Source organism: Vreelandella lionensis (genome assembly GCF_044543515.1).
GTDB classification, from domain to species: Bacteria; Pseudomonadota; Gammaproteobacteria; order Pseudomonadales; family Halomonadaceae; genus Vreelandella; species Vreelandella lionensis.
Genome location: NZ_JBITWC010000021.1, coordinates 1 through 26,646 on the forward strand (window position 1 = coordinate 1; position 26,646 = coordinate 26,646).

General features: G+C 56.2%; 28 protein-coding genes. 19 read left to right on the forward strand and 9 right to left on the reverse strand.

Features of this window, described 5'->3' with window-relative positions:
* Positions 1-215 precede the first annotated feature (215 nt).
* On the forward strand, positions 216-596 hold the full coding sequence (locus tag ACIGG6_RS13260) for a hypothetical protein (protein WP_399845004.1): 381 nt from the start codon (positions 216-218) through the stop codon (positions 594-596).
* A gap of 96 nt (positions 597-692) precedes the next feature.
* Here ACIGG6_RS13260 and ACIGG6_RS13265 read toward each other — a convergent pair whose 3' ends face one another.
* Complete coding sequence (locus ACIGG6_RS13265) at positions 693-1,871, reverse strand: alpha-hydroxy acid oxidase (RefSeq protein WP_399845006.1); 1,179 nt, start codon at positions 1,869-1,871, stop codon at positions 693-695.
* Positions 1,872-2,016: 145 nt separating this feature from the next.
* On the opposite strand from ACIGG6_RS13265, the gene ACIGG6_RS13270 reads away from it, so the two are divergent.
* From ACIGG6_RS13270 to uxuA, 8 genes are all read left to right on the forward strand, one after another.
* Complete coding sequence (locus ACIGG6_RS13270) at positions 2,017-2,751, forward strand: GntR family transcriptional regulator (RefSeq protein WP_399845009.1); 735 nt, start codon at positions 2,017-2,019, stop codon at positions 2,749-2,751.
* Complete coding sequence (gene manD / locus ACIGG6_RS13275; protein ID WP_399845012.1) at positions 2,748-3,959, forward strand: D-mannonate dehydratase ManD; 1,212 nt, start codon at positions 2,748-2,750, stop codon at positions 3,957-3,959. Before ACIGG6_RS13270 ends, manD begins: the two co-directional genes overlap by 4 nt.
* A gap of 14 nt (positions 3,960-3,973) precedes the next feature.
* Complete coding sequence (locus ACIGG6_RS13280) at positions 3,974-4,996, forward strand: Zn-dependent oxidoreductase (RefSeq protein ID WP_399845014.1); 1,023 nt, start codon at positions 3,974-3,976, stop codon at positions 4,994-4,996.
* A gap of 63 nt (positions 4,997-5,059) precedes the next feature.
* A complete protein-coding gene (locus ACIGG6_RS13285; protein WP_399845017.1) occupies positions 5,060-6,028 on the forward strand; it encodes a TRAP transporter substrate-binding protein in 969 nt (322 codons plus the stop codon).
* 82 nt (positions 6,029-6,110) lie between these two features.
* On the forward strand, positions 6,111-6,689 hold the full coding sequence (locus tag ACIGG6_RS13290) for a TRAP transporter small permease (RefSeq protein WP_399845020.1): 579 nt from the start codon (positions 6,111-6,113) through the stop codon (positions 6,687-6,689).
* Between the two features lie 2 nt (positions 6,690-6,691).
* Positions 6,692-7,972 (forward strand): TRAP transporter large permease, encoded by a 1,281-nt coding sequence (locus ACIGG6_RS13295; RefSeq protein ID WP_399845022.1) that lies wholly within the window; start codon positions 6,692-6,694, stop codon positions 7,970-7,972.
* A gap of 6 nt (positions 7,973-7,978) precedes the next feature.
* A complete protein-coding gene (locus ACIGG6_RS13300; protein WP_399845024.1) occupies positions 7,979-9,448 on the forward strand; it encodes a mannitol dehydrogenase family protein in 1,470 nt (489 codons plus the stop codon).
* A gap of 14 nt (positions 9,449-9,462) precedes the next feature.
* Positions 9,463-10,641, forward strand: coding sequence for a mannonate dehydratase (gene uxuA / locus ACIGG6_RS13305; RefSeq protein ID WP_399845027.1), 1,179 nt, complete (start codon positions 9,463-9,465; stop codon positions 10,639-10,641).
* Here the strand turns inward: uxuA and ACIGG6_RS13310 are convergent.
* From ACIGG6_RS13310 to ACIGG6_RS13325, 4 genes are read right to left on the reverse strand one after another with little or no spacing between them, the layout of a single operon-like run.
* Positions 10,630-11,316, reverse strand: coding sequence for an HAD family hydrolase (locus ACIGG6_RS13310; protein ID WP_399845029.1), 687 nt, complete (start codon positions 11,314-11,316; stop codon positions 10,630-10,632). The two genes, uxuA and ACIGG6_RS13310, sit on opposite strands and share 12 nt — an antisense overlap.
* On the reverse strand, positions 11,313-12,287 hold the full coding sequence (locus ACIGG6_RS13315; RefSeq protein WP_399845032.1) for a 2-hydroxyacid dehydrogenase: 975 nt from the start codon (positions 12,285-12,287) through the stop codon (positions 11,313-11,315). The genes ACIGG6_RS13310 and ACIGG6_RS13315 overlap by 4 nt, the downstream gene beginning before the upstream one ends.
* 33 nt (positions 12,288-12,320) lie before the next feature.
* Positions 12,321-13,298: a sugar kinase gene (locus ACIGG6_RS13320; RefSeq protein WP_399845034.1), complete on the reverse strand. Its 978-nt coding sequence runs from the start codon at positions 13,296-13,298 to the stop codon at positions 12,321-12,323.
* 40 nt (positions 13,299-13,338) lie between these two features.
* Positions 13,339-14,373: a LacI family DNA-binding transcriptional regulator gene (locus ACIGG6_RS13325; RefSeq protein ID WP_399845036.1), complete on the reverse strand. Its 1,035-nt coding sequence runs from the start codon at positions 14,371-14,373 to the stop codon at positions 13,339-13,341.
* 207 nt (positions 14,374-14,580) lie between these two features.
* On the opposite strand from ACIGG6_RS13325, the gene ACIGG6_RS13330 reads away from it, so the two are divergent.
* The 3 genes from ACIGG6_RS13330 (at position 14,581) to ACIGG6_RS13340 (ending at position 17,177) form a co-directional block, all read left to right on the forward strand.
* Positions 14,581-15,399, forward strand: coding sequence for a methyltransferase domain-containing protein (locus ACIGG6_RS13330; RefSeq protein ID WP_399845037.1), 819 nt, complete (start codon positions 14,581-14,583; stop codon positions 15,397-15,399).
* The gene (locus ACIGG6_RS13335; protein ID WP_399845040.1) at positions 15,396-16,385 is read left to right on the forward strand and encodes a methyltransferase; all 990 of its coding nucleotides are present in this window, start codon (positions 15,396-15,398) and stop codon (positions 16,383-16,385) included. The genes ACIGG6_RS13330 and ACIGG6_RS13335 overlap by 4 nt, the downstream gene beginning before the upstream one ends.
* Positions 16,386-16,448: 63 nt before the next feature.
* Positions 16,449-17,177, forward strand: coding sequence for an SIMPL domain-containing protein (locus tag ACIGG6_RS13340; protein WP_399845041.1), 729 nt, complete (start codon positions 16,449-16,451; stop codon positions 17,175-17,177).
* Positions 17,178-17,212: 35 nt separating this feature from the next.
* Here the strand turns inward: ACIGG6_RS13340 and greB are convergent, their stop codons facing one another.
* Entirely contained in the window at positions 17,213-17,761 is a 549-nt protein-coding gene (gene greB / locus ACIGG6_RS13345) for a transcription elongation factor GreB (RefSeq protein WP_399845043.1), read from the reverse strand.
* Between the two features lie 185 nt (positions 17,762-17,946).
* On the opposite strand from greB, the gene ACIGG6_RS13350 reads away from it, so the two are divergent.
* The 6 genes from ACIGG6_RS13350 (at position 17,947) to cysN (ending at position 23,090) form a co-directional block, all read left to right on the forward strand.
* The gene (locus tag ACIGG6_RS13350; protein ID WP_399845045.1) at positions 17,947-18,591 is read left to right on the forward strand and encodes a hypothetical protein; all 645 of its coding nucleotides are present in this window, start codon (positions 17,947-17,949) and stop codon (positions 18,589-18,591) included.
* A gap of 110 nt (positions 18,592-18,701) precedes the next feature.
* Positions 18,702-19,352: an NUDIX domain-containing protein gene (locus ACIGG6_RS13355; protein WP_399845047.1), complete on the forward strand. Its 651-nt coding sequence runs from the start codon at positions 18,702-18,704 to the stop codon at positions 19,350-19,352.
* Between the two features lie 9 nt (positions 19,353-19,361).
* Positions 19,362-19,808, forward strand: coding sequence for a DUF1249 domain-containing protein (locus tag ACIGG6_RS13360; RefSeq protein WP_062361248.1), 447 nt, complete (start codon positions 19,362-19,364; stop codon positions 19,806-19,808).
* A gap of 27 nt (positions 19,809-19,835) precedes the next feature.
* Positions 19,836-20,570 (forward strand): phosphodiesterase, encoded by a 735-nt coding sequence (locus tag ACIGG6_RS13365; protein WP_399845048.1) that lies wholly within the window; start codon positions 19,836-19,838, stop codon positions 20,568-20,570.
* 115 nt (positions 20,571-20,685) lie between these two features.
* The gene (cysD, locus tag ACIGG6_RS13370) at positions 20,686-21,645 is read left to right on the forward strand and encodes a sulfate adenylyltransferase subunit CysD (protein WP_062372523.1); all 960 of its coding nucleotides are present in this window, start codon (positions 20,686-20,688) and stop codon (positions 21,643-21,645) included.
* Entirely contained in the window at positions 21,645-23,090 is a 1,446-nt protein-coding gene (gene cysN, locus ACIGG6_RS13375) for a sulfate adenylyltransferase subunit CysN (RefSeq protein WP_399845050.1), read from the forward strand. Before cysD ends, cysN begins: the two co-directional genes overlap by 1 nt.
* A 141-nt stretch (positions 23,091-23,231) precedes the next feature.
* On the opposite strand, the gene ACIGG6_RS13380 is transcribed toward cysN, so the two are convergent.
* The 3 genes from ACIGG6_RS13380 to ACIGG6_RS13390 are packed head-to-tail and all read right to left on the reverse strand — an operon-like array spanning position 23,232 to position 25,525.
* The gene (locus tag ACIGG6_RS13380; RefSeq protein WP_058576393.1) at positions 23,232-24,047 is read right to left on the reverse strand and encodes a substrate-binding domain-containing protein; all 816 of its coding nucleotides are present in this window, start codon (positions 24,045-24,047) and stop codon (positions 23,232-23,234) included.
* Between the two features lie 39 nt (positions 24,048-24,086).
* On the reverse strand, positions 24,087-24,824 hold the full coding sequence (locus ACIGG6_RS13385; RefSeq protein WP_399845053.1) for an ATP-binding cassette domain-containing protein: 738 nt from the start codon (positions 24,822-24,824) through the stop codon (positions 24,087-24,089).
* The gene (locus ACIGG6_RS13390) at positions 24,821-25,525 is read right to left on the reverse strand and encodes an ABC transporter permease (protein ID WP_399845055.1); all 705 of its coding nucleotides are present in this window, start codon (positions 25,523-25,525) and stop codon (positions 24,821-24,823) included. Before ACIGG6_RS13390 ends, ACIGG6_RS13385 begins: the two co-directional genes overlap by 4 nt.
* 168 nt (positions 25,526-25,693) lie before the next feature.
* On the opposite strand from ACIGG6_RS13390, the gene ACIGG6_RS13395 reads away from it, so the two are divergent.
* The gene (locus ACIGG6_RS13395) at positions 25,694-26,575 is read left to right on the forward strand and encodes a substrate-binding domain-containing protein (protein ID WP_399845057.1); all 882 of its coding nucleotides are present in this window, start codon (positions 25,694-25,696) and stop codon (positions 26,573-26,575) included.
* The last annotated feature ends 71 nt before the right edge of the window (positions 26,576-26,646 follow it).

A 26,646-nucleotide genomic window follows, 5' to 3' on the forward strand; every position in this document is an offset into this window, starting at 1 on the left:
GCTACTCGCCGGTGCCGAGAGTTGCAGCAAATACCGAGGGGCCCTCGGGAATTGACGCCTGTTGAGTTTGTGTAAGACCGGCAATGCCAAGGCATGGAAGGCAACGGACAGCGAAGCAGGAACCTGGAAGGCGACAACCAGGGAATGCCCTTCCTTATCCGCCGCGGGCGGCAGCTTCTTAAGAAGCTGAGGGAGGGGAGGAGGTCAAAACCAGCGTGGCCCATACCCGGGAAACCCAGGCGGCCACCCAGCGTATCCGCAATGCCAGCCAGCGCGTGAACGACTTAATGGAAGAGATTAGCCGAGCGGCTAGAGAACAGAGCGACGGTGTTGCGCAAATTGGCCTAGCCATTGCTGAGATTGACAGCACGACTCAGGCTAGCGCATCGGATATGGAGAGTTACCGCCGCGTGGCAGATACGTTAAGTGGCGAAGCTGCCGCACTAACCAACAGCGTGAATGCCTTTAGAACATCCCGGAGCGGGGAGCTGCCGCCAGTGGCGTTGGGTCACCCCCCAGAGCAGCGGGATGAAAGGCCAACGGTGAAAGCGCTGCCCCGGAATAAAGCGGCGACTGAAGAGTGGGAGCAATTCTAAGCCCGCCCTGACCGCCACCCACGGCGGTGTAAGCGCTGCTGTGGGTGTTGGTGTTAGTGCTTATTGTGCCAATGGTTCAAGCCAGTAAGCGGGCGTTTAACGCTCTTTCTTTACTAGGCACGTTTCTGTTAACTGATCGAGCCGGTCGTAACCCAAGAGTCCAACCGCCCGATCAATTTCGGCGTTCAGAATGTCCAGTGCATGTTCGGCGCCTGCTTGTCCTCCGGCTGCTAGCCCGTAGAGAGTGGCGCGGCCTAGCCATACAGCGTCGGCGCCAAGCGCCAATGCTTTTACAATATCGGTGCCCCGCCTAAAACCACTATCAACAAACAGTTGGCAGCGTTCCCCGACGGCAGCTTTGACAGCTGGCAGAATATCCATCGGAGAGATGGCATGGTTTAGCTGCCTACCACCGTGGTTAGATAGCACAATCGCATCGGCACCCAGTTGAGCGGCTTTGCCAGCCTCTTCGGGATCCAAAATACCTTTGATAATCAGCTTTCCAGGCCATAAGTCGCGGAGCCATACGATATCTTCCCAGTTAAGGGAGGGGTCGAGCTGCTGACCAATGATGACGGAGGCTCCCTGGGCGCTGCGTTGGTTGGGCGGCAGGAGCGCATCCAGGTTTTTGAAAGTTGGAGGGCCGTCTGGATAGAGCACATCCAGCATCCACTTCGGCTTGGATAGCATATGCAGCAAATTGGTTAAATTAGGCTGCATCGGGCGTCTAAAATTGCGTACATCCCACTCCCGGTTTCCATATATGGCACTGTCTGTCGTGATCACGATGGCTTCAACATCCGCCTGTCGGCAACGCTCAACGAGAGAGCGCACAAAAGCCCGGTCACGATAGAAGTAGATCTGCATCCACGCAGATAACCCTTCCAGTGCTGTGATGTCCTCCAGGGCGGTTGTCGATACATTGCTTAGCACAAAAGGGATATCTCGGCTGCGGGCAGCGCTCGCCAGCTTGATATCACCATGTTTCGTCAGCATGCCATTGAACCCGGTGGGGCCAATCACCATAGGCAGGCTATACCGCTTTCCCAGCAGTGACGTGGCCAAGTCCCGAGGGCCGATTTTGGTCAGGCTCTTGGGTTTAAAGAGGTATTGGTCGAAGACTTCCCTGTTATGGCGCAGTGTGTGCTCGTCGTCACTGCCGCCATGCAGGTACTCGAACACAAAATTGGGAAGGCGCTTTTTGGCGATAAGCTCTAAGTCTGAAATGTTGAGAGCTTTTTTATGGTTATAGCCTGAGTAGCGCTGACGCTTCATGGTCGCTCCTGAAGGGGTATCACTATTGATCCGCAACTAAAGTATAGGCTCGGAAGGCTTTCGCTTCTTTTGCCATACTACCATACTAGTCATATCAGTCGTGGTAGCAATTCGTCACAGACTCTCATTTACGGATTTAGGTGTTATGCACGCGACCCTACAAACGCTATGGCAGGAAACCCGCGACAGTGACCCGGTACGCCAGCGCTTATACCAAGTTTTAAGGCAGTCAATTATTCAGATGGTGCTGGCACCTGGTCGGGCGCTATCCGAAAAAGAGATTGCCGATACCTTTTCGGTTAGCCGCCAGCCTGTACGGGAGGCATTTATCCGGCTTTCGGAGGCGGGGTTGGTGGAGGTAAAACCTCAGCGTGGCACCTACGTTGTCAAGATTTCCCAGCAGGCGGTACTTGAGGCCCGTTTCGTCCGTGAAGCGATTGAAGTTGCAGTGGTGAAGTTGGCAGCCAAGAAAGGCATTGAGCCTAGCGTGCTCAAAGAGCTGCATGACTTACTTGAGCGCCAGCGCCGCTGTCTTGAGCCCCACGATTACGACCGCTTCTATCATCTTGACGAAGCCTTTCATCGCACGCTGTCACTCGGTGTAAGGCAGCAGGCTGCCTGGAAAGTCATTGAAGAGGTAAGAGCTCAATTGGATCGTGTGCGCTATCTCAGCGTCCCACATAGCACTCCTCTGGAGCGGCTTGTCGATCAGCACAACCATATTATTGCGGCCATTGAAGCACGTGACGTTAAGCGTGCTGAAGAAGCAATGATGCTTCATTTGCGAGAAATTCTCGTCTCCATGCCTGACTTGATCCGCCGTTTCCCAGATATGTTCGATGTACAAGACAACCCAGTAATGCAGGAGGCGATCCAATGAAGATTGAGCGTGCCTATACCATTGTTACGTCACCGGGACGTAATTTCGTCACGTTGAAAATTGTTACTGACCAAGGTGTCTATGGAATTGGCGATGCAACACTAAATGGCCGTGAGATGGCCGTTGTGGCGTATTTGGAAGAGCATGTCATTCCAATGTTAATTGGTCGGGACCCCCATCGTATCGAGGATATCTGGCACTATCTGTACCGCGGCGCGTACTGGCGGCGTGGGCCTGTCACCATGAGCGCTATTGCTGCCGTTGACATAGCACTTTGGGATATCAAAGCCAAGCTTGCGGGGATGCCGCTGTACCAGCTTCTGGGTGGGAAAAGCCGAGAGCGCGTTATGGTGTATGGCCATGCAACAGGGCGTGATATTGAAGCGTGCCTGGATGAGGTTGCCCGCCATGTAGATGAGGGCTACAAGGCCGTACGCGTTCAAGCGGGTGTCCCGGGGATTGCCAGCATCTACGGTGTTGCCAAAAAAGAGGGGGAGCGCTACGAGCCAGCGGATTCCGACTTGCCTGCAGAGCATGTGTGGAGTACCAGCAAATATTTAAACCATGTACCGAAACTGTTTGCTGCGGTAAGAGAGCGTTTCGGTGACGACTTGCACGTCCTCCACGATGTTCACCACCGTCTTACTCCCATTGAAGCTGCCCGTTTAGGCAAGGAAGTAGAACCCTATAACCTGTTCTGGCTGGAGGATTGTGTGCCTGCCGAGAACCAGGAAGCCTTTGGCCTCATTCGCCAGCACACCACCACGCCGCTGGCGGTAGGCGAAGTGTTTAACAGCCTCTTTGATGCCAAAACGCTGATTGAAAACCAGTGGATCGACTATATCCGCGCCACGTTGACCCATGCTGGCGGTATTACCCATGTGCGCCGTATTGCCGACCTGGCCGGTCTTTATCATGTGCGTACTGGTTTCCACGGGCCGACGGATCTTTCACCGGTTTGTCTGGGGGCCGCTATCCACTTCGACACCTGGGTACCCAACTTTGGTATTCAGGAGTATATGCCCCATACCAGCGCCACGGATGACGTATTCCCCCATGATTACCATTTTGAAGATGGGCATTTCATTGTGGGTGAAAACCCCGGGCATGGCGTTGATATCGACGAGGATTTAACCAAGCAGTACCCCTATAAGCGTGCCAGCCTGCCGGTCAACCGGTTGGAAGACGGCACCCTCTGGCACTGGTAAGGAGTTTTGCATCCATGAAAGCATTTCAGGTCAACGCACCCCATGACTACCGGGTTGCCGAAGTTGAAGAACCTACTGCCGGGGCGGGTGAAGTGCTGGTGCGCGTGGCATTTGCCGGTATCTGTGGCTCCGACATGCATATCATCCACGGTGACAATGCCTTTGTGCGTTTCCCGCGCATCACCGGCCATGAATTTGCTGGTGTTATCGATGCGGTGGGCGAGAGCGTTACCGATGTGGCGGTAGGTGATCGCGTCTGTGTCGACCCGGTGATTAGCTGCGGTACCTGCTACCCCTGCCGGATGAATCGCCCCAACGTGTGCAGCGCCCTGGAGGTGATCGGTGTGCACCGCAATGGTGGCTTTGAGGAGTTTGTTTCCGTGCCAGTGGCGAACGTGCACAAGCTGCCTGAGCATATTGGCCTGGACGCAGCCGCGCTGGTCGAGCCTTACACCATTGCTGCTAACGTGCTGGACCGCATGCAGCCGCACCCTGGCGACCGGCTCTTGATTCTGGGCGCGGGCGTGATCGGCATGACCATCCTGCAAATGGCCCGGGCTCTAGGCATTGAAGAGATCATCGTTACCGACGTGATCAATGAGCGCTTGACCGCCGCCAAGGAGCTAGGGGCTACGCACGTTCTCAATAGCCGCGAGCAGGAAGTGGAAAAAGAGGTGCTGGCGCTGACCCAAGGCGAAGGCGTACCGCTAATTGCCGATGCGGCCTGCGTGCCTGCACTGCTCCCGCAAATGCTGCGTTTGGCTTCTCCGGCTGGGCGTATTGGCTTATTAGGGTTTAGTGTTCAGCCCAGCGAGCTGGTACAGCTGGAAGTCATCAAGAAAGAGCTAACCCTTGTCGGCTCACGGCTCAATAATCGCAAGTTTCCGGAGGTGCTCAGGTTAATGGAGAACGGCAGACTGGATCCGCTGGCGCTTGTCAGTCACCGGCTTCCGCTAAGCGATATGCCTAACGCCATTGATATGCTTGACCACCGTCCTGAAGAGGCCCGAAAAGTACTGATTAGCATCGGTGCTTAAGGGTATTCACGCCAACCCACGCATCATCAATAAACTACAAAACGAGTGTGCAGGAGAGAAAAAATGATCAAGAAATTACTGTCCAGTGCTGTCCTTGGAGCTGCCATCCTCGGCAGTCATTCGCTCATGGCGGCGGATTTTACCTTGCGCTTTGGTCACTTGGCTAATGAGCAGAACATTTGGCACCAGGCCGCCGAGAAGTTTAAAGAGGAAGTTGAAGCTAACTCTGACGGGCGTATTGAAGTACGCCTGTACCCTAGCGAGCAGCTAGGCAACGAAATGGACGTGATTAATAGTATCCAGCTAGGCACGGCGGATATGACCATCACGGGCGAAAGCTTACAAAACTGGGCACCTAAAGCGGCCATGATGGCTGTGCCTTATGCCTTCCGGGATTCCGAGCATTTACATGCTGCGGTGAACGGTGATATTGGCGCTGAGATTGAAGCTCAAATCACTGAGCGCACTAACTTGGTTCCTCTCGCCTGGTTTGAACGCGGCCCACGGGAGTTGACCTCCAACCGGCCTATCCGCCATCCGGATGACCTGGACGGATTACGCCTTCGTGTGCCGAACGTGCCGCTCTTCGTGGATACCTGGCAAGCCTTAGGGGCGCGTCCTACGCCGATGGCATTTAGCGAAGTATTTACAGCACTGCAGCAAAACACCATAGAAGGCCAAGAGAACCCGCTTAGCCTGATCGAAAGTGCCAGCTTTAATGAAGTGCAGGATTACGTCAACATGACTGGTCATGTGCGTAGCTGGATTTATGTAGTGATTGGGCGTAATCAGCTTGAAAATATGCCGGAAGAGCTGCAGCAAGTTGTCCGTGACGCTGCCCAGACGATGCAGGAGTATCAAGCCGATCTTTTTGTTGAAGATCAGAAACGCCTTGAGCAAGCACTCCAAGAGCGTGGCATGGAGTTCGTAGACGTCGACGTTGCTGCGTTTGCCGAGAAGGCCCGTCCGGCTGTCCTAGAGGCTCTGACAGACGAGCAGCGTGAGCTTTTCGACGCTATTCAAGACTTATAAAGCGGCTGGTAATTAAAGATGGGCTGGCGATGAGTTAGCCCATCTTTTCACGACAAAAAAGCTTGCCCATGAGGATACGGTGATGAACTCGGATCAAGAAGCGCTCGAGCAATCAGCGTTGGAGCGTCTGGACTCAATGTCGACGGTGCCAAAGTTGCAGGGGCCGATTGGACGTGTAATTGGCTGGGTTGATACTTGCTTTCTGGCACTCGCCGTGACGGCCCTTGTCGCCATTGCCGCGACGGTGTTACTACAAATTAGTTCGCGGCTTTTTTTGCCCTTCTCGATTTCCTGGACCGAAGAGCTCTCGCGCTATCTATTTATTTATATGGTGGCGTTATCGGTCGGAGTCGTTTTACGCCAAAACCGTAATATTAGTGTTGAGCTTTTCCATCACTTGTTGGGGCCACGTATGAAGGCGGCTTTCCAAGTACTGATCTGTTTGCTAACAGGGGTATTTGCTTTCCTTGTTCTACCTTACGCATGGAAGTATGCACAGAACGGCGCCTGGCAAACCTCCCCCACGCTTGGTATTCCCATGCTCTATATCTTTTTCTCAACGGTAGTCACCTTTGCACTACTCCTGGTTTATAGCTTACTAGGGTGTCTTGAGGGAATTATCGCAATGTGTCGCTCCTCTGCCTCCCTACAGGAGTCGTAAGCATGGAAGTTATTATACTTTTTAGTGTTTTTCTAATCCTGCTAGCAGTGGGTATGCCCATTGCGTTTGCGTTAGGAATGGCGTCCCTGTCCTACCTTCTGCTGGAAGGTATTTCCCTGACGATTGTTCCACAGCGTATGTTTGCCGGTATCGATACTTTCGTACTGCTCTGTATTCCAGGCTTTGTACTCGCCGGTAACCTAATGAACGTGGGCAATATTACGGAACATATTGTGCGCTTCTCCAACGCTTTGCTAGGCCATATCCGGGGCGGACTAGGCTTGGCTAACGTGGCGGGTTCGATGATTTTCGGCGGTATCTCCGGCACAGCGGTTGCCGACTCAGCCAGTATCGGTTCAGTGATGATTCCCGGTATGGCGCGTTCGGGCTATGACAAACCATTCGCGGCCGCCGTGACGGCAGCCTCGTCTACCGTAGGTCCGATTATTCCTCCCAGCGTACCGATGATTATTGCGGGTTCGCTGAGCGGTATTTCCGTAGGGCGCATGTTTTTGGCGGGGGCTATCCCCGGCTTGCTGATGGGCGTCGCTATGATGGTGACGGTCTATATTTTGGCCGTTCGCCGTGGGTATCCAAAAGAGCAGCGAGTGCCGTTCATGCAACTGCTACGTGAAGCGAAAACGGCATTTTGGGCGCTGTTAATGACCGTGATTATTCTTTACGGCATTATCGGTGGCTTCTTTACCCCTACCGAGGCATCCATTGTTGCCTGCCTGTATGCGCTAGTGGTTGGTATGTATGTCTACAAGGGGCTGTCTTGGAAAAAGCTGCCAGCGATTTTGTCCGATACGGTGCTGACCTCCTCGGCGCTACTACTGATGGTAGGTTTAGCGAATTTGTTTGGCTGGATTCTGACGAGCGAACAAATCCCTCAGATGATTGCCACGCTAATTCTCTCTATCAGCGATAATCCGCTGATTGTCCTGTTGATACTGAATCTTATCCTGCTGTTTGTTGGCGCGTTTATGGAAACCATTGCTGCGCTGATCATTCTTTTCCCTGCCTTGGTGGGAGTGGCCACCGGTGTCGGTGTTGATCCCGTCCATTTTGCGGTGATTGCGGTATTGAACTTGATGATCGGCCTTACCACGCCGCCGGTAGGCGTGTGCCTATTTGTAGTAGCAGGCATTGGTAAAATACCCATGTTGACTGTCGCCAGGGCGATCGTGCCGTTCTTGCTCTGCAACCTGGCAGTCCTATTGCTGGTCACTTATGTACCCGCCATTTCACTTTGGTTGCCCAACCTGTTGATGGGGGAGTAATCGTTGATGACATCACAGTGTATCGAAGCTAAGCCAGGGAGTGGTCGGATCGGAATTGTTCATCTGGGGTTAGGCGCGTTTCATCGCGCTCATCAGGCGGTGTATTTGGAGCGTTACCGCCAGCGTAGTGGCGATGTCGATTGGGGCGTATGTAGTGCCAACCTGCGTTCCAGCATTGGGTTGGTCGATGACCTGGTCGCGGCAGGGTACCGTTATCATGTCGCGGAGTACGCCGATAGCCAACACTTTGCGCTACGTGAGATAGGAGTCATCGAAGAGGCACTTTTTACCGGCCGTGATAGCGCAGGCAACTGGGGGCGTGACAGGGAGGCGCTCCTGGCGCGAATGGCCTCCGCCGATACGCGTATCGTCACTTTGACCGTCACGGAAAAGGGGTACTTTCTAAACCCTGCTAGCGGTGACTTAAGAAGTGACGACCCTATGATCGCTGGCGACATTGCCTCGCCCCGGCAGCCGCGCACAGCGCCAGGACTGCTGGTGGAAGCGTTAGCCCGACGGCATGAGGCAGGCATTGCCCCTTTTACGGTGCTCTCTTGCGATAACATGCCCGACAACGGTAAGCGCACCCGCCAAGCGGTGGTGCAACTGGCCGAGCATCGCGACCCCGCGCTGGCCCGCTGGATTGCCAATGACGTTGCTTTTCCCTGCAGCATGGTAGATCGCATCGTTCCCGCTATGACAGACGCTGATTTTGAACGCTTGGCTGCGCTGGGTGTGAACGACGCAAATGCCGTGGTGTGCGAGGCGTTCTCCCAATGGGTGGTGGAAGACTGCTTTCCTATGGGAAGACCGAGCTGGGAAGCAGAGGGAGTCGAAATGGTCGCCGATGTGGCGCCTTTTGAAACCATGAAGCTGCGTATGCTCAATGGTAGCCATTCACTGCTTGCCTATCTTGGTGCGTTGGCAGGCATTGAAACGGTTTTTGACGGAGTTAACCAGTTTGACCTACGCGCTTTATTACGCCGCTATATGCTTGAAGAGGCGGCGCCGACACTCGACATGCCCGATGGGGTTGATTTAACCGGCTACGCCGACTCGTTACTCGAACGCTTTGGGAATGACAGCTTGCGGCACCGCTTGCAGCAAATTGCTATGGATGGCAGCCAGAAGCTGCCTCAGCGGTGGTTAACCGGTACGCTGGCGCGGGCCAATGCCGGCCAAGCATCACCCTGTGTAGCGCTGGGCATGGCGGCTTGGATTCGTTATACCGTTGGAGAGGATTTGCTGGGGAATGGCTACACCCTCGATGACCCAATGGCTAAGCGCTTTGCTGAGCTGCACTGCAAGCATGGTTTAGATGCCGCTGCCCTGGTAACGGCGTTTTTAGCTATGGATGATATCGTACCCAGTGGTCTGGCCGCTGATAGCGCCTTTACCAAGGCTGTTCATACATTTTACCAAACACTGATACAAGATGGGCTTGCTGGGGCGCTGGCAGTGCTTGAGCGTAGCTGATAAAGGAGTTCGTTATGGAGCATACGTGGCGCTGGTTCGGCCCAAAGGATGCCATACGCCTAGCGGAAATTCGTCAGGCAGGCGCAACGGGAATCGTCACGGCTTTGCACGATGTGCCCAATGACCAAGTATGGCCGGTAGCCGCCATCCGTGAGCGTAAAGAGCTGATTGAAGCTGCCGGATTGAGCTGGTCGGTGGTTGAAAGTGTGCCGGTGCATGAAGCCATTAAAAAGGGGTTGCCTGAACGCGATGCCCTGATCGACACATACTGTCAAACCCTTCGTAACCTAGCGGCTTGCGGTATCGATACGGTCTGTTACAACTTCATGCCGGTACTCGACTGGACGCGCACCGACCTGACCTATGCATTGCCCGATGGTGCTTTGGCGCTGCGTTTTGATCAGGTCGCTTTTGCCGCGTTTGACCTATACCTGCTTCAACGGCCTAGTGCTGAAGAGGCGTATAGTGACGAGGAGAGAGAGCAGGCTGCCCGTTACTTGGAAGGGCTGGATGAGGCCGGACGGAATAAACTGATTAATACGCTGATTGCCGGGCTTCCAGGGGCTGAAGAGCACTACACGCTGGAGCAGTTCCGTACCGTATTAGAAGCGTATACGGATATTGATGCTACGAAGCTTCGGGAGAACCTGGGGTATTTTTTAAAGGCCGTGATTCCGGTAGCGGAAGAGGTGGGCATCCGTATGGCCATCCATCCCGATGACCCGCCCCGCCCGTTGCTAGGTCTGCCGAGAGTTGTGTCCTGTGCCGATGACGTGGAGTGGATTCTGCAGTCGGTGCCAAGCGCGGCGAATGGCATTACCTTCTGCACTGGCTCCTATGGGGTTCGCAAAGAGAACGACCTGGTGGCGATGGCGCGACGTTTCGCTAAGCATATCCATTTTGTCCATTTACGCGCTACGCAGCGGGAAGCTACGGACGAGCGTTCGTTTCATGAGGCGCCGCACCTGGCAGGCGATGTGGATATGGTGGCGGTCATTCACGCTTTGGTTGATGAAGAGCGTCGGCGCCAAAGGGAAGGTGGGGCGCGCTTACCGCTGCGCCCGGATCATGGGCACCACATCCTCGATGATCAGCAGCGCAATACGGCACCGGGCTACCCACTTTACGGGCGTATGCGCGGCTTGGCTGAACTGCGTGGCGTAGAGCTGGCGGTGCGACAGTTAACGGCTTGATTCCATTAGCCCCACAATGACCGCTGGCAGCTCGTGGGCGTGGTGGATACCCACCGCGCCCTCAGGTGTGCTCTCTTCATTGGGAAAGTGGTTGAGGTGGATAACCTGCATACCCGCTGCCAAGCCTGCTTCTACACCCACCGCCGCATCATCAATGACAATACAGTGCTGTGGGGCAAAGCCCATGGCAGCCGCTGCTTTACGGTACAACTCTGGGTCTGGCTTCCAGACATTGAGGGTGTAAGCGCTGAATAACTGGCCTTGAAAGTGGTCTTCCAGCTGTGTGCTTTCTAGCGCGCAGCGGATTTTGCGCTCAGGGCCGTTGGACACCACCGCTTTGGGGTAGCTCTTTAACTGCGTGAGCGCATCCGGTATGCCTGGGATGGCCACCAGCTCGGCGCGCATGCGTGCTTCCATACGAGTCCGCATTCCTGCCTCAAGCTGGGTAAGCGCTTCCTCTGTTAACTTGTGGAAACGATGCTCCAACGTGTGAACGATGGTATGGAAGCGCACGCCACGAAACTCCTCCATATAATGCTGTGCCGAGAAGGGCAGGCCAAACTCGGGGAAGATCTCACCCATTACGTCAGCAAGAAGTATTTCGCTATCCACTAGGGTGCCGTCGCAGTCGAATAGAAGGCAGAAGTGCGAGAGTGTGCTGTGGCCTGAACTCATTGATTCACCTCTTCGTTCACAAGGCTGATCGGCGGCTCACCCTGTAGTGCCAAGCGTATGTTATCGACCGCACGCTGGGCCATGGCCTCGCGGGTTTCATGGGTGGCAGAGCCGATGTGAGGGAGGGCGACCACATTAGGCATGTGAGGCAGTGGCGATGAAGCGGAGAGCGGCTCCTGCTCAAAGACATCCAGGCCCGCGGCTTTGATCACCCCGTTTTCTAGGGCATTGATCAAGGCGCTTTCATCAACCACCTTGCCACGGGCAATATTGATAAAGATAGCGGTGCGCTTCATCAGCGCGAACTGTTGGGCACCGATCAGTCGTTCAGTCTCGGCGGTCAGCGGGACGGTAACGCAGACAAAATCAGACTCGGCCAGTAATTCATCCAGTTCACGGCGCGTAGCTCCGAGTTGTTGTTCTATTGCAGGCTTGGGTGAAGCGTTGGAGTAGAGTACCTTCATGCCAAAACCCAGAGCGCCGCGCCTGGCAACGGCCTGCCCTATGCGGCCAAAACCCACCATGCCCAGCGTTTTGCCATGCACATCGCTGCCGTATAGCGCAGGGCCAACACTGGCCTGCCACTGATCGGCCTTGATCCACTCTGCTAACTCAACGACCCGCCTTGCGGTGGCCATGATCAGTGTAAAGCCAGTATCAGCGGTGGTTTCGGTGAGTACATCGGGTGTGTTGCACAGCATGATGCCGCGACGGGTCAGTTCATCGACAGGGATGTTGTCGTAGCCCACCGAGATGGTCGAGATGGCTTCAAGCTTGGGCGCTGCATCCAGTAATTCGGGGGTAATCGCGAGGCCAGAACCGATAATGCCATGGGCTTCTGCTAGGTAATGGCGATTGTCGGGAGCGTCCAGCGACATCGCTTTAGATAGCTGGGTGATTTCGAATAGATGCTCAAGGGTGGCTAACTGAGCATCACTGAGTTGGCCTTGCACGATTAGGCGTTTTTTCATTGTTATCTCCTTGGGTGATGTAAGCCGCTGGTATTAAAAGGTCTGTTCTGCCTCTAGGGCTTGAAGTTGCGGGCGGTGGGGGAGGCCTTCCATATCGCCAATCACTTGAATGGCTTGCGCTCCAATCAGATTGCCCCGTTGGGCGGCTTGGCGGGCCGAGCAGCCGTCGAGCAGCGCGCTAATAACACCCACCGCGAAGCCATCGCCTGCGCCTACGGTATCCACCACTTCCGCTACATGGCAGCCCTCAACGGTAAAGCTTTCCTCGTGGTCGGCTAGGGTGCCGCGGTAGTAGCTGCCTTCCGGCCCCAGCTTGATGATGACCGCTGAAGCGCCTTGATCCAGATAGTAGCCTGCTATGTCGTAGGGCGTTTTCCGGCCAGTGAGTAGCTGGCCTTCCGATAACCCGGGAAGTACCCAGTCCGCTAATGAGGCAAGTTCATTAAGCGTGTCGCGCATCTTCGTTTCACTGGGCCATAGGGAAGGGCGAAGATTCGGATCAAAGGAGATCGTGGCTCCCCGAAGGCGCGCCTGCTCCATGATATGACGGGTTAGCTGGCAGGCGCTGTCTGAAAGGGCGGGTGTGATGCCGGTGGCATGGACATGCCGGAGTGCATCGAAATCTACGCCGTCGGCATCGTTAGGAGAAAGATGGCTGGCGGCGCTGCCTCGCCTGAAATAGGTGACTTTTGGGTCGGCTCCTCCGCTGGCGCGCTCTTTGAATAGCAGGCCGGTAGGGTGCTGGGAGTCGGTATGGATATGTCGGCCATCGATACCCTCGGCTTCCAGTGCTTGGCGAATAAACTGACCAAAACCGTCGTTGCCTACCCGGCTTAACCAACTGACATGGAAACCCAGCCGAGCAAGGCCAATCGCGACGTTATTATCCGCACCCGCCAAACGGCGCTGAAAATGCTCAATATCCGCCAGGGTGCCTGTGGTGTTTGCCACAAACATTGCCATGGCTTCGCCAAAAGTAAGTACGCTGGGTGAAGAAACAGAGTGTGTCATTAGTAGCCTCAAAACTTATTTGATAGTGGCGGTATCGTTATTAGGGTGACAAGTGAGCAGAGGGGTCTATCAACTGAGTGCTGCCCCGTGGAATAAGTACTGGCGGGTGATGGTGTTGCACTTCCTTCGCGGCCTTGGAAGGGAGGGTTTGATGGAGTAGGTATGTGACTGCCGCGCTGCCGATGGCATCGGTTGGCTGGGCGAGAGTAGTGATGCCTGGGGGTACCAGTTCGCACCAGTCGAGCTCATCTATGCCTATCAAACCTACCTCTCCCATGGCGACCTCTAAATGTTGAAAGCAGCGCGTCATGGCAAGTGTGGCATTGCCATTGGCACACAGCACGGCACAGGGGGCCCCCCGGTTTTTTTGGATAAAGTCGCGGAGTGCCGGGATCGCCTCTTGCTCGTCAAGGCTGGTTAATATGGTGCTATCCAGCCCTAACGAGGCGCTTTGCTGCTGGTAGCGTTGCAGGCGTTCTTGACGGGCGCTGGCTTGCTCTGGGGCCTCACTAACGTAAAGCACGCAGCGATAGCCCTGATGGGATAGGTGGTTGAGTGCCGTATCAATGGCAAGCGCATTATCAAGGCCAATCACCGGGGCGCTGATTTCGCCTACTTCACGGTCGATCAATACCAGCGGTAAACCACTGTGCATAATGGTTTGCAGTAGTTGTTGAGGTTGTCCCGCTGCGTTTACAACCAGCCCCTCTACCTGGTAGGCCGCTAGAGAAGCCAAATGGCGTTGCTCTAGGTCGGGGTCGTTATCCGTATTGCAGACAATCAGTGCATAGCCGTGTTTACGTGCCGCCACCTCGACACCGTGGACGATGGCCACGGAAAACGGGTTGCGTATATCGGCTACTAGCATACCCAAAAGACGGGACCCTCCACCTTTAAGGCCGCGTGCCATTAAATTGGGCTGATAGTGAAGAGCATCAGCGGCCTGCTTGATGCGTGCTTGAAGGGCAGGCGAAAGCTTGTGGCGTTCCGGCCCAAAGTAGCGGGAAACGCTCGTTTTTGAGGTATTCGCTACATTGGCGACTTCGATTAGCGTAGCGCGAGTAGTAGGCGGCATAGATGATTTGATGGCTCTTTTTACAATGGTAACGTTCCCATTTTGATTTTTACACTAATCACTCCTGGCAAGAAAGGCAATAGACCGAGTGAAGGATCCGCCACCTCGCTGCCTGATGGGTATGGCTTGGCAAGCGTTAACGATACAAGCAAGGTAAACTACGCGGCTTTAATATTGTGTTAGCTGTCACCCTTTAGGCCTACATGCATGCACCCAACCTACGAATTAACCGACGCTGGCGACCGCTACTTTGATGGCTTGGCTGATAAGTTCTCTCGCTCGCTCTACCAAGCACCCCGGGGCGAGCTGCGCCTCGCGATGCTGGATTATCTTCTGCCGCAAATGCTGCACTTAAAGGCCCAGCCCGTGCTGGATGTCGGCGGTGGGTTGGGGCAGCTCTCCGGTTGGTTCGCGGCACGCGGTCACACTGTCAGCATGGCAGAGCCTTCCCACGATATGCTGGCCCACGCTAAGGCGTGGCACGCTGAGCAGGAAGCCGCTGCGGTATGGCTACCGGGGCAGCTTCGCTATGTAAAAGCTCCTCTACAGGCACTGCCGAGCCAAGCGCCCGGCCCCTGGCCGCTGATCACCTGCCACGCGGTATTAGAGTGGGTGGGTAATCCCGAGCAAGCGCTGCAAACCCTGGCAACGCTGCTGGCGCCTGGTGGTCAACTCAGCCTGATGGTGTTTAACCGCGACGCGCTGCGCTTTTCTAACGTGGTGAAGGGCAACTATCAAAAAGCCTTGAGTGACCAGTTAGAAGGCAAGGGCAAGCGCCAGCGCTTAACGCCGATCTCCCCAGTTACCCATGATGAGATTTGCCAGTGGGTGGGCCAGAACGGCTTACATATCGAGAGCGTTGCGGGCATCCGTATTTTTCAGGATTACGTGCGCCAGGCCCCAGAGAAGGCAAGCGATCAAGCAACACTGCTGGCGCTTGAAAAGCAGTACTGCCAGCAAGACCCTCATTGGCGCTTAGGCCGCTATTTACTTTATACCGTTACCAAACCTGAGGCTGATGTATGAGTGCACAACTGCCCGCCTGCCAACTGCTTGAACGTTACTATGGGCAGGCCGCCCGGTTATGGCCTGTCGCGCCCCCGGAAGAGACATGGCTACTGACCCACTCCACCGCGATGGTGAGCGACAACGTCGCCCTGCGGCAGCAGTGGCAGGCCAGTGAGCGCCTAGCCGTTAGCCCTTTCGAGCCCTTCGACTACTTACCCGAGGGGCAGGTGGTGCTGTTCTGGCCCAAAGCCCACCAGCTAGGCAAGTGGTGGCTTGAGTGGCTTTGCCACGTGCTGCCTGACAATACGCCGCTCGATATCGTCGGTGAGCACCAAGGGGGCATCAAACGTGTTCCCAAGATGCTAGACGAGCTGGGCATGAGCTGCGACAAGCTCGATAACGCCCGCCGCTGCTCGCTGTTTGCCACCCGCACGGTGAAAAGGGAAGCGCCCGATAGTGCCTGGCAAACCTTTGATGCCCTGGATATGCGCTTAGTGAGCCATCCTGGCGTGTTTGGCCATGGCAAAGTCGACGAAGGAACGCAGTTACTGCTGCAAGCCCTAGAAGAAGCACTACCGAAAAAAACGCTGAAAGTGCTGGATATGGGCTGCGGCGACGGCATTATCAGCGCCTGGCTGGCTAAACGTGGCCATGTGGTCACGGCTGTCGATGTCAGCGCCTTCGCCGCCGAAGCCTGCCGCCGCACCCTTCATGAAAATGAGCTGAAAGGCACGGTGCTGGAGAGCAACGTTTACTCCGCGCTGGAGGGTGAGCGGTTTGATGTGATTATTAGCAACCCGCCGTTTCATCAGGAGCGTGATATCAGCTATGGGCCTAGCACGCGTTTGATCGACGAAGCGGCTGAGCACCTTTGTGCAAAAGGGCAGCTCATTTTGGTAGCCAATGCGTTCCTGCCTTACCCCGAGCGGTTGCAGCACGCCTTGGGTGAGTTTGAGACGCTGTCTGATAACCGCCGTTTTCGAGTTTACCGCGCCTTCAAATAGCCTCATGCAGTAATTTTGCAACTATGCTGCGAAGAGAGAGCTTTAGATGGCGAGGGAAAGACGATGACAAGCAGTGGTCGTAACGTGGCGGTGTTAGGCAGCGCTTTATTACTGGGTGGGCTATTAGCGCTCGGCTTGGTGTGGAGTGGTAGCTATCTAAAGAGTGCTGCGGAAGTGTGGCAGCAGTCCTCAAGAAGCGTCACCGTTCGTGGATTGGCGGAGCGGCAGGTTGAAGCGGATATGGTGCTGTGGCCGCTGAACTACACGGTCAATGCTAATTCGCTTTCAGATCTTGAGGGGCAGCTATCCCAACACGAGCAGCTCATTCGCGAATTTTTAGAAGCGCGTGGTTTTGAAGCTGAACAGGTTAGCGTTACGCCGCCCCGTATTACCGACCAGTTCAGCCAAACCTATGGAGGCGAGCGCCCCGATGAGCGCTACCGGGCGGAAGCCACGCTGCTACTGCGCACCGATAGCGTGAGTGGGGTGATCGCTGCCGTACCTGAAACCACCGCACTGGTGCGCCAAGGTGTGCTGCTCTCGCCCAGCTATGAGTATCGCACTGAGTTCCTGTTTACCGGCCTGGATGCCATCAAGCCGGAAATGATCGCCGAAGCCACCGCCGATGCTCGTAATGCCGCCCAGCAGTTTGCGGAAGATTCTGGCAGCGGCGTCGGTGGTATTCGTCAAGCAACCCAGGGCTACTTCTCCATCGATGATTTGGATAGCTATACGCCCCATATTAAGCGCATCCGCGTTGTGACTACGATCGATTACGCACTAGAAGAGTAGCTCTATCGCTCAGCATCACGGCCCTTTGCGGCTGATCACGTTGACTGGGCGGCAGGTTTGCCATAGTGAATGGCTGTCACGGTGTAAAACGTTTCGCCATTGGGGGTGAGCACCGTAACGTCGTCGTCGACCTCTTTGCCCAGCAGTGCCTTCGCCATGGGAGCATCGATGCTAATCCAGCGCTTTTGGGTATCGAGCTCATCATGGCCCACGATCCGAAGCTGCAGGGCTTCTCCCTCCTCATCCTCCAAGCTTACGTACGCGCCAAAAAAGATTTTATCGGTGTTAGCGGGCAGACGATCCACCACCTGCAGTTCATCAAGCCGTTTGGTTAAATAGCGGATGCGGGCAATGACCCGGTTTAGCTCCTTTTTGTTATAGGTGTAATCCGCGTTTTCACTGCGGTCTCCAAGCGCGGCGGCTTCGCCCACTTTCGCTGATAGCTCAGGGCGTTTTACCCGCGAAAGGTGATCCAAAATGCCGCGCAGACGGGCGGCACCTTCTGCAGTAATCAAATTGCTTTTAGGCTCTTGGCGAGGATCTTTGGCCGGATCCCGCCAGCGGGTCATGTTGCGACCTTTCATGGGTGAATGCTCTCCTAAAGGGCTCTCCCGGAAGGTATCAAGCTTACGCTATGGGAACGTTTTATAACAAAGACGCGATTCTCTGGCGAATCATTCAAACGTTCGTTACATTGACTAGGTAAGCCGATGCTTGGCTTGAAGAGGCTTATAAATACAGCCGTTACAACAACAAATCTGGAGTGACTATGCGCGCTATTACATTTTCCCGCCTATTAATCGCCGCAGCCTTTGGCAGTACGCTGGCTCTGGCACCCCTCAACGCCTCAGCATTTGAAGGGGAAGTCTTCTCGCTGAAAAACCGCTGGGAGCACACGGTAACGGAGATGCCTGCCAACCAACGGGAAGAGACGCTAAAAGCGCTCGCCAGCGAAGCCGAACAGCTGGCAAGCCAGCATCCCAATGAAGCCGAGGTGCTGATTTGGCAGGGCATTGTGCTGGCCTCTTATGCCCGCGAGCGCGGCGGTTTGGGGGCTTTGGGTACGGCCGGTGACGCCCGCGATGTGCTGGAGCGTGCCATTGAGATTGACCCCACTGGTGGCAACGGCTCGGCCTATGTCACGTTGGGCGCATTATATGACCGTGCCCCAGGCCGCCCGCTGGGATTTGGTAACAGCGATACTGCCGAGCGCATGTTCCAGCGCGCGCTTGAGCTTCGCCCCGACGGCATCGACGTGAACTACTACTACGCGGCGTTTTTAAAAGAAGAGGGCAATACTCAGGCGGCACGGGAGCATGCCCAGCGCGCGGTGAACGGCACGGCCCGAGAGAATCGCCAAGTGTCAGATGAAGCGCTACGCCGAGATGCGGAAACGCTAATGAACCAGCTTTAAAGCAGCCGTGAGTTAAAACTCCCCAGTTGAAGTACGCGGTTAATCACCGCATTGGCATTCCCGGTGAACAGCATTGATAATAGTTCGATTGTTATCATCGGGAGTGCCGTATGGGCCCTACGCTTGGTCGTGATGATGTCGAACTCATCCAACGCGATACCCTTTATCAAGGTTTTTTTCGCCTAGAAGCCCTGGAGTTGCGCCACCGGCTGTTTGAAGGCGGCTGGAGCGCTACTATGCGCCGAGAAGTGCATAACCGTTTCGATGCAGTGGGTGTGCTACTGTACGACCCGCCCCGTGATGCCCTGGTACTCATCGAACAGTTTCGCGCTGGGGCAATTGACGACCCGACCTCCCCCTGGAAATTAGAACTCGTGGCAGGCTTGGCAGATAAGGATGAATCCCTGGAAGACGTAGCCCGTCGAGAAGCCATGGAAGAAGCGGGTTGCCAAGTGGGGCAATTAACCAAGCTGCATACCTACTACCCAAGCCCGGGTGCCTGCAACGAACGTGTGACGCTCTTTTGCGGGTTGGTGAATACTCACGGCTTAGGCGGTGTGTATGGGGTAGAAGATGAGCACGAAGATATTCGCGTGCATATTGTAACGTTTACCAACGCTTGGGAACTCCTAGAGCAGGGAAGACTCGACAACGCCATGTGTTTGATTGGGCTGCACTGGTTGGCAGGGCAGCGGGCATCATTGCGTGCTGCCTCTCAACGAGCAGCGCTTTTCAACAAGGATACCAAGCGAACCCAGTAAGGAGTCATCATGGCAAGAGCCGCCTATGTCACCGATTTAAAAACTCTGCAGGGCGAATGCAGCGCTAACTATCTGCGCCTGCTGCGCCTTGTAGGGGATATGGAGAGCGGTCAGCGCCGTGATATCGCACTACGCAGCGACCATCAGCATTTTGGTGACCTGCATTTAGCGATACTGCAGGAAGCGCCCTATACCACCCTGGTAGAAGTGACCCAGAGCGGGCCGCTGGACGCAGTGATCGAAGGCCCGCGCATGCGTGTACATCTCTACCATGATGTGCGTATGGCGGAAGTGATCGACTTTCAGCGAGAGCGCCATTTTAGCGGCCGCTATCGCTACCCCAATGCCCGCATGCACCAGCCGGATGAAAAGCTGCAGCTCAACTGCTTCCTGGGTGAGTGGTTGGCCCACGGGCTGGCCCACGGCCATGCCGTGGACATGCCCGAATTGCGTTGATGGAATGTTGTTAATGGAGCTACTGTCATGAGGCTGATTCAAATCACTGATTCCCATCTTTATGCCGATAAGCAGGCACGCTCCCGGGCGGGAATTCCCTGGCAGCAGTTTCAGCGTGTGCTGGAGGCTGTGATTACTGAACGACCCGATATCGTCGTGTTCACGGGTGATATCAGTCAGGATGAAACCGCCGCTTCCTACGCCCTTGCTTGCGAGGCGCTTTCGGCGCTGCCATGCCCGTGGTTCTGGATTGCTGGCAACCATGACCAGCCAGAGCTGATGGCCGCCGAACATCCGCTGCTAGAGGAAGTGGACTTGGAGCAATGGCGCTTACTGCTGCTCAACACCCAGGTAGTGGGCAAACCCCACGGCGAGCTGGGGAGTGAGGCCTTGAGCGCTTTGGCAGAACGGCTCGAGCAAGACGACCGGCCAACTCTTATTGCCATGCACCACCCGCCTGTGGACGTAGGTGCTGCCTGGATGGATGCCATTGGCTTGCAAGACCGCGACGCTTTTTGGCAGTTACTCAGTGCTTATCCGCAGGTGAAAATGATCCTGTTTGGCCATGCTCACCAAGCCTACGCCCAGCATCATCAAGCAGCTGGCACCGATATTGGTGTCTACGGTTGCCCCGCCATGGCCGATCAGTTTTTGCCGGGAGCGGAGCAGTTTGCCATCGATGAAGCCTCACGCCCTGGCTATCGCGTGGTCGACTTCAACGCTCACGAGTGGCAGACCTGGATTGAGCGTGTGGTTGTCTAAAGAGCCTGTTAGGCGTTATAGGTATAAAAAGATAGTTATTAATTCTTTTGGGTTATTATTGGCATAGCGTTACCCTACCCATAAAAGCAAGCACCGTTTTGTGAGGGAGTAGGTAATGAACCAGTTTTCTGCGCCGTCGGCGGCGACGCAAGAGGTGCCCATCGCACCGGATGCCGCCCGACTGACCCACCTGAAGCAGCTCGAAGCTGAATCGATCCATATTATCCGGGAAGTAGCGGCAGAGTTTCGCAACCCGGTGATGATGTACTCCATCGGTAAAGACTCCTCGGTGATGCTGCACCTAGCGCGTAAAGCCTTTTACCCTGGCACGCCGCCGTTCCCGTTGATGCACGTGGACACCACCTGGAAATTTCGCGAAATGATCGCTTTCCGCAATCGTATGGCGGAAGAGGCGGGCATGGAGCTGATTGTGCACACCAACGAAGAGGGGCGGGCAGCTAACATCAACCCCTTTGATCACGGTAGCGCGAAGTACACTGACATTATGAAAACCCAGGCGCTCAAGCAGGCGCTGGATAAGTATGGGTTTGATGCTGCCTTCGGCGGTGCGCGTCGTGACGAAGAAGCCTCCCGTGCCAAAGAGCGCGTCTACTCCTTCCGCGACAAGTACCACCGTTGGGATCCCAAAAATCAGCGCCCTGAGCTTTGGAACGTGTATAACGCCAAGGTCAATAAAGGCGAATCGATTCGCGTCTTCCCGCTTTCCAACTGGACCGAGCTGGATATTTGGCAGTACATCTACCTTGAGTCGATTCCGATTGTGCCGCTGTACTACTCCGCCAAACGTCCGGTGGTTGAGCGCGACGGTATGCAGATCATGGTAGACGATGACCGCCTTCCATTGGCCCCAGGCGAGGTGCCGGAGGAGAAGTGGGTGCGTTTTAGAACCCTGGGCTGCTACCCGCTCACCGGCGCGGTGGAATCCACAGCAGCAACGCTGCCGGAAATTATCCAAGAGATGCTGTTGACCAAAACCAGTGAGCGCAGCGGCCGTGCCATCGACCACGATCAGGCCGGCTCCATGGAGAAGAAAAAGCGTGAGGGGTACTTCTAATGGCGCACCAGTCAACGTTAATTGCCGATAACATCGAGCAATACCTGCACGAGCACGAAAACAAAGACCTGCTGCGCTTTATTACCTGCGGCAGCGTCGACGATGGTAAATCCACCCTGATCGGGCGGCTGCTTCACGACTCCAAAATGATCTTTGAAGATCAGTTGGCAGCGATTACCAAGGCATCTAAAACCAGCGGCACCACTGGGGATGCGGTGGATCTTGCTTTGCTAGTGGACGGCCTACAGTCCGAGCGGGAGCAGGGCATTACCATTGATGTGGCTTACCGCTTCTTTTCCACAGAAAAGCGCAAGTTCATTATTGCCGATACCCCTGGGCATGAGCAGTACACCCGTAACATGGCGACCGGTGCCTCCACCGCAAGCTTGGCGATTATTCTGATCGACGCGCGCTACGGCGTGCAGACCCAGACACGCCGCCACAGTTTCATTGCCGACCTACTGGGCATTCAGCACTTGGTCATTGCGGTCAATAAGATGGATTTAGTGGGCTTCTCAGAAGCGCGCTTTAACGAGATCGTCGAAGAGTATCGCGCGTTCGCTACCAACCTGCAGGCCCCGGATATCCGTTTCGTGCCGATGTCGGCGCTCAACGGCGACAACGTGGTCAACCGCAGCGAGCAAACGCCCTGGTACTTCGAGGACGGCCAGCGCTACGAGGGCAAAACGCTGATCGAACTGCTGGAGAGCGTCGAAATCAGCCGCGATCAAAACCTCACCGATCTGCGTTTGCCGGTGCAGTACGTCAACCGCCCCAACCTGGACTTCCGCGGCTACTGCGGCACGCTCTCAGCCGGTGTGTTGCGCCCAGGCCAAGCGATCAAAGCGCTGCCTTCCGGTAAAACGTCTCGCGTGGCTCGCGTGGTGACCTTCGATGGCGATTTAGACGCTGCCTACCCCGGCCAAGCGATTACCGTCACTCTGGAGGATGAAATTGATATCTCCCGCGGCGACTGGATCGTGAGCGCCGATGCTGAAATTCCGCTCTCTAACGTGTTCAACGCTGATATCGTGTGGATGCATGAAGACGCTCTCACGCCCGGCAAACTGTACGACATCAAGCTAGCCACCCGCGACTTAGCGGGGCAGGTGAGTGCCATTGAGTACCAGATCGATGTCAATACGCTGGAAAAACACGCTACCGATTCGCTGGGCCTGAACGCCATCGCTCGCTGCGAGGTGGAGTTAACGGCGTCCATTCCGGTAGACGACTACCGTACTAGCCCGGGTACCGGCAGTTTTATCGTGATTGACCGTTTGACCAACGTGACGGTAGGTGCCGGTATGATTCGCGGCGTGGCTAACGCCCGTGAACAGGCCGCTACCACCGATTGGGCTGCCTTTGAGCGCGACCTGAACGCGCTGGTACGCAAGCACTTCCCCCATTGGGAAGCAAAGGATGTTCGCGAATTGCTGAGCCGCTGAGCTGACGTCGCGTTATCTAAATCATAGTCCTAAAACCATAGTCATAAAACAAAGGCCTGCTGCACTTGGTGCAGCAGGCCTTGTTGCGTTTGCCTCAGTGGCGGTGTATTCCAACACCGCCAAAGGCTCTTCTGCAAAGGACTACTTGGCGTTAGGGAAAAACAGCTGTTGGCCACCTACCTCGAAGTCAGCAATCGCCTGCTGACCCTCTTCAGAAACGAGCCACTGGTGCCACTGGGCGGCTAAATCGTGCTTCAAGTGCGGATGACGCTCTTCCGAGAGCAGCAGGCTGCCGTACTGGTTAAACAGCGCTTCGTCACCTTCGAACAGCAGCGTGAGGTTTTGCGGATTATCGAATGCTACCCAGGTGGCGCGGTCGGTAAAGGTGTAGGCGTCCATACCCGCAGCGGTGTTTAGGGTCGGGCCCATGCCACTACCCAGCTCGCGGTACCATTCGCCTTGGGGTGTTACACCTGCATCTTCCCACAAACGCAGTTCGGCGCGGTTCGTGCCGCTGTCATCGCCTCGTGAGGCAAATGGTGACCCGCTCTCGGCGATACGCGCAAAGGCGTCTGCCACGCTCTCGCTGTCGCTAATGCCTGCCGGGTCGTCGCTGGGGCCTACGATCACGAAGTCGTTATACATGACGTCTAAACGCTCCGTGGCGTAACCGTCCGCCACGAACTGCTCCTCGCCTGCCGTATCGTGTACCAGCAGGCTGTCAGCATCACCACGGCGGCCGATCTCAAATGCTTGCCCGGTGCCGACGGCTACCACGCGCACGTCGATGCCGGTGGCCTCGGTGAACGTGGGGATAATGGCATCGAACAGCCCTGAGTTCTCGGTGGACGTCGTGGAGGCGAGTGTAATGAAGTCGTCATCCGCGAGTAGCGAAGCACTCCAGGCCAAGGCGGTCGTGCATACGCTGGCGGTGATAAGCGTGGTCGTTGTCTTCACGGTCTGCTCCTTTGGGTCTTGTTCAACGCTGAGTGGGGGTCACCAAACCAGTTCGCCCCGGATAAACGCCCTGGCCTGCGAGGAGGACGGGGTGTCGAAAAATCGCTCGGCACTGGTGTGCTCCAGCACCTGACCGCTGTACATAAACAGCACATCGTCGGCGAGCCGCTTCGCCTGATGCAGGTCGTGGGTCGTCATGACGATGCGCGTGCCGCTTTGGTGAAACTCGTTCACTGCATCTTCCACCGCCTTAATGGCGGCGGGATCAAGGGCGGAGGTGGGTTCATCCAAAAACAGCACGGAAGGGGTTAACAGCCAAGCGCGGGCCAGGGTGAGCCGCTGCTGCTCGCCGCCAGACAGCACCCGCGCGGGGCGCTTGGCCAGAGCTGCTAAGCCGAACTTCTCCAGCGCCTGCCAGGCGAGCGCTTTGCGCTCTCGGCGAGGTACGCGTTTGACGGCCAGGGCGTAGATCAGATTATCGATGACCGAGCGACGCAGCAGCACCGGCCGCTGAAACACCATGGCCTGAACAGGAGGTGCGCCTTCCCAGCTAACGTGGCCGCTGCTAGGGCGGAGTAGACCGTGAGCCAAACGCATGAACAGACTTTTACCCGCCCCGTTAGGCCCCATGATCAACGTGCGCTGACAGCCAGACAGCGTGAGGGTGGTGGGCACCAACAAGGCGTGTCCACGATGGGTAAAGCTCGCCTGCTGAAAGTGCAGGGCTGGCACATCGGCCAGTGGGGTGAAAGAGGGGGTAGTGAGCGGTGCATTCATCCTAACCGCCTCTTGGCCGCTTCACTGACCGCATGGGCCAGCGCATTGATGAGGGTGACCAGCGTCAGCAGTACGATGCCCAACCCGAGCGCCAGGGGAAGGTCCCCCTTGCTGGTCTCCAGCACGATGCTGGTGGTCATCACCCGAGTCACGCCGTCGATATTGCCGCCGACGATCATCACCGCGCCCACTTCGGCGCTGGCCCGGCCAAAGCCCGCTAGAATCACCGTCAGCAGGCCAAAGCGCGCATCCCACAGTAGGGTGGGCATCATGCGTAGCTGGGTCAGCCCCAACGAACGTAGCTGCTCGGCGTACTCATGGTGCAGGGCTTCCACCTGCTGGCGCGTCAGCGCAGCGATAATCGGAAACACCAGGATGACTTGAGCAATCACCATGGCGCTGGGCGTGAACAGCAGCCCAAACGAGCCTAATGGCCCTGCCCGGGAGAGCAGCAAATAGACACATAGCCCCGCCACGACCGGCGGTAGCCCCATTAATGCATTGAGTACGACGATCAGTCCGTTACGTCCAGGAAAACGCCATAGGGCGAGCGCCGCTCCCACTGGCAGCGCCAAGGCGCTGGCGATTAGCACGGCGACCAGCGACACCTGTAAAGAGAGCACCACGATGTCGATCAAATCTGAGTCCATGCCCAGAATCAGCGCGAGCGCCATATAAAAAGGGTTATCACTTGCTGACATAAGTACCTGATGTAGAAGCGTCGGGCCGCGCACACGCCAGTGCGGTGGCCACGGGAGAATCGCGAGAGCTCAGCGTTTTCGTTAGGCTGCATAGTGTACGTTTACTTGATGTTATGCATTGGCTACTGAAATATATGCAGCCATACGCAGTTAAATGCAGGGTGAGCGATGCCAAACGACTATTTGACCACCGCTGAGGTGGCGGACTATCTGCGTTTGAAAGAGCGCAAGGTGTACGACCTGGTGCGTCAGGGCCATATCCCCTGCAGCCGTGCGACGGGAAAGCTGCTGTTTCCTCGACAGCATATTGATATGTGGGTGCTTAGCCACTTGGAAGGCGACCAGGCGCAGCGGCAGCCGCCTCCGCCGGTATTGGCGGGCAGCCAAGACCCGCTGCTGGAGTGGGCAGTACGAGAGAGCGGGAGTGACTTGGCCTCGTTGTGTCAGGGCAGTGGCGACGGCGTGCGCCGCTTGCTGGAGGGCAGGGCGATGCTAGCGGGGATCCATCTGCTCGACGCGGCTTCCGGGCGCTATAACGAACCTGCTGCGTTGGGCCTGGGCGGAGTGCGCGATCTGATCGTGCTGCACTGGGCCACGCGCCGCCAGGGGCTGCTCTTGGCGCCGGGGAATCCATTGGACATTCGGACGGTGGGCGACATTGCCAAGCGCAAAGCCATGCTTGCCCACCGCCAGCCGGGCGCAGGGGCCGCGCAGCTCATGAACTGCTTGCTGCAGCAGGCGGGCGTTGCGCCCGAAGCGCTGAGATGGTCGGCCCATCCCGCGCTCAGCGAAGACGATTTAGCGCTGACCATTGCCCAAGGTGAAGCCGATGTTGGGCTAGGGATGGAGTCTGCCGCGCAACGCCAGCAGCTGGACTTTATCCCGCTGGTGGAGGAGTCGTTTGATCTGGTGATGCATCGTCGCAGCTACTTTGAGCCTGCCGTTCAAGCCTTGTTTGAATTTGCCAGAGAGCCCCGGTTTGCCCAGCGTGCGAGTACGCTAAGGGGGTATGATGTGAGCCAGCTAGGCCGCGTGTTGTACAACGCTTAAGCGCGTAGCGACTGGTCTGATTCGGTCTCTACGCTTGACGATTGTATAAGATGCGCCACACTGGAGAGGCG

Coding starts and splice junctions, on each gene's coding strand:
- ACIGG6_RS13360 (WP_062361248.1), top strand. CDS start 19,362: ATGGCAAGAGCCGCCTATGTCACCGATTTAAAAACTCTGCAGGGCGAA.
- ACIGG6_RS13265 (WP_399845006.1), bottom strand. CDS start 1,871: ATGAAGCGTCAGCGCTACTCAGGCTATAACCATAAAAAAGCTCTCAAC.
- ACIGG6_RS13310 (WP_399845029.1), bottom strand. CDS start 11,316: ATGAGTTCAGGCCACAGCACACTCTCGCACTTCTGCCTTCTATTCGAC.
- ACIGG6_RS13300 (WP_399845024.1), top strand. CDS start 7,979: ATGACATCACAGTGTATCGAAGCTAAGCCAGGGAGTGGTCGGATCGGA.
- ACIGG6_RS13340 (WP_399845041.1), top strand. CDS start 16,449: ATGACAAGCAGTGGTCGTAACGTGGCGGTGTTAGGCAGCGCTTTATTA.
- ACIGG6_RS13290 (WP_399845020.1), top strand. CDS start 6,111: ATGAACTCGGATCAAGAAGCGCTCGAGCAATCAGCGTTGGAGCGTCTG.
- ACIGG6_RS13315 (WP_399845032.1), bottom strand. CDS start 12,287: ATGAAAAAACGCCTAATCGTGCAAGGCCAACTCAGTGATGCTCAGTTA.
- ACIGG6_RS13330 (WP_399845037.1), top strand. CDS start 14,581: ATGCACCCAACCTACGAATTAACCGACGCTGGCGACCGCTACTTTGAT.
- ACIGG6_RS13280 (WP_399845014.1), top strand. CDS start 3,974: ATGAAAGCATTTCAGGTCAACGCACCCCATGACTACCGGGTTGCCGAA.
- ACIGG6_RS13385 (WP_399845053.1), bottom strand. CDS start 24,824: ATGAATGCACCGCTCACTACCCCCTCTTTCACCCCACTGGCCGATGTG.
- ACIGG6_RS13390 (WP_399845055.1), bottom strand. CDS start 25,525: ATGTCAGCAAGTGATAACCCTTTTTATATGGCGCTCGCGCTGATTCTG.
- ACIGG6_RS13335 (WP_399845040.1), top strand. CDS start 15,396: ATGAGTGCACAACTGCCCGCCTGCCAACTGCTTGAACGTTACTATGGG.
- greB (WP_399845043.1), bottom strand. CDS start 17,761: ATGAAAGGTCGCAACATGACCCGCTGGCGGGATCCGGCCAAAGATCCT.
- cysD (WP_062372523.1), top strand. CDS start 20,686: ATGAACCAGTTTTCTGCGCCGTCGGCGGCGACGCAAGAGGTGCCCATC.
- manD (WP_399845012.1), top strand. CDS start 2,748: ATGAAGATTGAGCGTGCCTATACCATTGTTACGTCACCGGGACGTAAT.
- ACIGG6_RS13355 (WP_399845047.1), top strand. CDS start 18,702: ATGGGCCCTACGCTTGGTCGTGATGATGTCGAACTCATCCAACGCGAT.
- ACIGG6_RS13395 (WP_399845057.1), top strand. CDS start 25,694: ATGCCAAACGACTATTTGACCACCGCTGAGGTGGCGGACTATCTGCGT.
- ACIGG6_RS13365 (WP_399845048.1), top strand. CDS start 19,836: ATGAGGCTGATTCAAATCACTGATTCCCATCTTTATGCCGATAAGCAG.
- ACIGG6_RS13320 (WP_399845034.1), bottom strand. CDS start 13,298: ATGACACACTCTGTTTCTTCACCCAGCGTACTTACTTTTGGCGAAGCC.
- ACIGG6_RS13350 (WP_399845045.1), top strand. CDS start 17,947: ATGCGCGCTATTACATTTTCCCGCCTATTAATCGCCGCAGCCTTTGGC.
- ACIGG6_RS13270 (WP_399845009.1), top strand. CDS start 2,017: ATGCACGCGACCCTACAAACGCTATGGCAGGAAACCCGCGACAGTGAC.
- uxuA (WP_399845027.1), top strand. CDS start 9,463: ATGGAGCATACGTGGCGCTGGTTCGGCCCAAAGGATGCCATACGCCTA.
- ACIGG6_RS13325 (WP_399845036.1), bottom strand. CDS start 14,373: ATGCCGCCTACTACTCGCGCTACGCTAATCGAAGTCGCCAATGTAGCG.
- ACIGG6_RS13295 (WP_399845022.1), top strand. CDS start 6,692: ATGGAAGTTATTATACTTTTTAGTGTTTTTCTAATCCTGCTAGCAGTG.
- cysN (WP_399845050.1), top strand. CDS start 21,645: ATGGCGCACCAGTCAACGTTAATTGCCGATAACATCGAGCAATACCTG.
- ACIGG6_RS13285 (WP_399845017.1), top strand. CDS start 5,060: ATGATCAAGAAATTACTGTCCAGTGCTGTCCTTGGAGCTGCCATCCTC.